Origin of the sequence: Nigerium sp. (assembly GCF_039811905.1) — a bacterium.
GTDB lineage: Bacteria > Actinomycetota > Actinomycetes > Propionibacteriales > Propionibacteriaceae > Propioniciclava.
The window spans coordinates 1-3157 of the sequence record NZ_JBDHZL010000170.1 but is presented as its reverse complement, the minus strand read 5'-3'; the positions used below and the strand labels follow the sequence as shown (position 1 = coordinate 3157).

3 protein-coding genes are annotated in these 3157 nt (G+C 71.2%); 2 read left to right on the top strand and 1 reads right to left on the bottom strand.

Annotation, left to right across the window (positions count from 1 at the left end; genetic code table 11):
* Positions 1-93 precede the first annotated feature (93 nt).
* A complete protein-coding gene (locus tag WMJ97_RS14820) occupies positions 94-702 on the top strand; it encodes an energy-coupling factor transporter transmembrane protein EcfT (protein ID WP_347349776.1) in 609 nt (202 codons plus the stop codon).
* Positions 703-774: 72 nt separating this feature from the next.
* On the opposite strand, the gene WMJ97_RS14815 is transcribed toward WMJ97_RS14820, so the two are convergent.
* The gene (locus tag WMJ97_RS14815) at positions 775-1329 is read right to left on the bottom strand and encodes a TetR/AcrR family transcriptional regulator C-terminal domain-containing protein (RefSeq protein WP_347349775.1); all 555 of its coding nucleotides are present in this window, start codon (positions 1327-1329) and stop codon (positions 775-777) included.
* Positions 1330-1517: 188 nt separating this feature from the next.
* Here WMJ97_RS14815 and bioB point away from each other — a divergent pair, with 188 nt between their 5' ends.
* Positions 1518-2573 (top strand): biotin synthase BioB, encoded by a 1056-nt coding sequence (bioB, locus tag WMJ97_RS14810; RefSeq protein ID WP_347349774.1) that lies wholly within the window; start codon positions 1518-1520, stop codon positions 2571-2573.
* Positions 2574-3157: the final 584 nt, after the last annotated feature.

Below are 3157 nucleotides of genomic sequence, written 5' to 3'. Positions count from 1 at the left end.
GAGCAGTGTGGGTGTGAGCAGTGTGGGTGTGGGCGGGGTGGGAACGAGCGGAGCCGGTGACGGGTCGCTCGGCTGGGAACGCGGGGAGCGCTGATGCGTTCGACGCTGGGCTTGTACCACCCGGGCGACAGTCTCCTGCACCGGCTGGGCCCCGGGCCGAAGCTGCTGGGGCTGGTCGTCGTCGGGGCGCTGTCGGTCGTCGTGCAGCAGTGGTGGTGGCTCGTCCTCGCCCTGATCGCCGGGACGTTCGCGCTCTACCTCGTGTCCGGGTTGAGCCCCGGGCTGTGGTGGCGGCAGGTGCGCCCGATGTGGATGCTGCTCGCGTTCACCGCCGTCTTCCATGTGTGGACCGGCGCCTGGGACCGCGCGATCGCCGTCACCGGCAACATCGTGCTGCTGGTGTCGCTGGCCGCGCTCGTCACGCTGACCACGCCGACGACCGACCTGGTGGACGCCGTCGTGCGCGCCAGCGGGTGGCTGCGACCGTTCGGGGTGGACCCCGAGCGCGTGGGCCTGTTCATCACTCTCGGCATCCGGTGCGTGCCGCTGGTCGCCGGGCTGGCCGTGCAGGTGCGCGAGGCCCAGGTGGCGCGCTGCGCCACCCGGAGTGCGCAGGCGTTCCTGGCGCCGCTGATCGTCCGTGCGCTCCGGGAGGCGGACGCCATGGGCGAAGCCCTCGTCGCGCGAGGGGTCGACGACTGACCGGCCGCCCCCGGGCCGGCACGCCGGCATGGCGCGACGGGCGGGCTCGACGGGCGGGCTCGACGGGCGGCCTCAGCCGGCCAGCCGGGACGTCACCCCGTCGAGGAGGAGTTCGATCCCCACCGCATGATCGGCCTCGGTGTCGTCGGCGGGCGGTTTGAGCGCGCCGAGTTCGACGAGGGTGGCGCGGTTCTGCTCCTCGGAAACGTGCCCGAGCGTGAGGTGCACCAGTGCTCGGGCGGCGGCGCGGGCGTCCGCGGGGGAGAGTCCGGCGGCGGTGAGCCGATCGGACGCCGGCGTCACGATGTCGGCGGTGCACAGCTCGCTGGCGAGGGAGGATGACACGAGCTCGGCCGCGTCGCGGTGGCGCAGCAGCGTCGCTCGCAGCCCGGACGCCCACGAGCGCAGCCAACCGCGCCAGTCGGCGTCCGAGGGTGGGGGAACCTGGTCGAGGATGGCGTCCGCGACCCGCGCCAGCAGCGTCTGCTTGTTGGGGATGTGCCAGTAGAGGGCGCCGGCCTTCACGTTCAGCCGCTCGGCGACGCGGCGCATGGTGAGGTCGGCGAGGCCATAGGCGTCCAAGATCTCGACCGCGGCGGCGACGACGTCGGGCTGACGCACGACCATTTCGGAATCCCTCCCACGGTGACCGGGCGATGCTAGGGTGACGGGCATACTTGAACGTCGTTCAAGGGTGTCGTCCAGGGCGTCCGCCACGGGCTGGGCGCCGGTCGCGACCCCTGAACGGCGGGGCTGAGGCCGTCCCCACCCCCACCTTTCCACACCGTGCCATCCCACCGTCTACAGGAGAAACCATGGACCTAGCGAAGATGACCGCGCTCGGCCTGCAGGGCCAGTCGATCAGCCGTGAGGACGCCCTCGCGGTGCTGCGTTCGAACGACGACGAGCTGATGCCGTTGGTGGCTGCGGCGTCCCGGGTGCGGCGGCGGTTCTTCGGCAACCGGGTCAAGCTGAACTACCTGGTCAACCTGAAGAGCGGCCTGTGCCCCGAGGACTGCACGTACTGCTCGCAGCGTCTCGGGTCGTCCGCGGACGTCCTGAAGTACTCGTGGGCGTCCCCCGACGAGATCGGCCGCGCGGTCGAGGCGGGTCTCGCCGGTGGCGCGAAGCGGGTCTGCCTGGTGGCGAGCGGGCACGGCCCGTCGGAGCGAGACGTCAACCGCGTGAACGGCATCGTCGAAGGGATTAAGAGCGCGCATCCCGGCACAGAGATCTGCGTGTGTCTGGGCTTCGTCGACGACGACAAGGCGCAGTCGTTGCACGATCACGGCGCGGACGCCTACAACCACAACCTCAACACGGCCGAGTCGCACTACGGCGAGGTCTGCACGACGCACACCTACGAGCAGCGGCGTGCGACCCTGGACGCCCTCAAGGCCGCCGGGCTCTCGCCCTGCTCGGGGATCATCACCGGCATGGGCGAGACGGACGAGGAACTCGTCGACGTCGTCTTCGCGCTGCGGGAGGCGGGCGTCCGGTCGGTGCCGGTGAACTTCCTGCTCCCGTTCGACGGGACTCCGCTGGCCGGCCACGACGAACTCACCCCGCAGCGGTGCCTCCGCGTGCTCGCAATGGTGCGACTCGTCCACCCGGACGCCGAGGTCCGCGCCGGCGCCGGCCGTGAGGAGCACTTGCGCACGCAGCAGTCCCTGGCGCTGCAGATGGTGAACTCGATCTTCCTCGGCGACTACCTCACGAGTGAGGGGCAGTCCGGCGCCGCCGACCTTCAACTCATCGCCGACTGCGGGCTCGTGGTCGAGGGCTCCGAGGGGGACGCCCCGCGCGAGCCGGCGACATCGGTGCCGATCCGCCGGCGCGGCGTGGGGACGGACGTCCTGGCCAACGCCTGAGGCGTACTAGTCCGCTCCTCCTCCAATCCTCCCCCCCCTATAGACGACCAGGCTCTCGCCCCCGACAGACGACCAGAGGCGCCCGGTTTCCCCGGGCGCCTCTCGGTGGTGGACGCCGCTGCCCGCGCGCGGCGCGAGCGGCCTGGGCGGCGTGAGCGGAGCGAGCGGTGTGGGCGGCGTGAGCGGAGCGAGCGGTGTGGGCGGCGCGAGCGGCTCGAGCGGCCTGGGCGGCGTCAGCGGCCCGCGGGTGCGGGCCCGCGAGCGGTCTCCGGTGCCCCCGGACTGCCCGCTTCGTTCTGCTTCCGTTTTGGAAGCAAAGCCAACGAGTCGTGGTGATGCCCGCTGTGGGGGTGTGCTCGGGGCCGCGCTGAACCACCACCAGACGACCGTAACCGGATTATCGCAACCGGCGCGTACCGTTATTCGAGATCGGTATGACAGGGCCCCTCGCGGCTGCTTAGGGTTGCCTTACTTAGGGCGCGCTTACTAAGGGTGACCTAACCGTCGTGGGGAGTCAGTTCACCAGGGCTGACTCCGACGACACACCGGCTCGACAACCCACCGACTCGGCAAACACCGACTCG

What these genes read in the sequence shown, in the direction of transcription:
- WMJ97_RS14820 (WP_347349776.1), top strand. Translation starts at nt 94, where the DNA reads ATGCGTTCGACGCTGGGCTTGTACCACCCGGGCGACAGTCTCCTGCAC.
- WMJ97_RS14815 (WP_347349775.1), bottom strand. Translation starts at nt 1,329, where the DNA reads ATGGTCGTGCGTCAGCCCGACGTCGTCGCCGCCGCGGTCGAGATCTTG.
- bioB (WP_347349774.1), top strand. Translation starts at nt 1,518, where the DNA reads ATGGACCTAGCGAAGATGACCGCGCTCGGCCTGCAGGGCCAGTCGATC.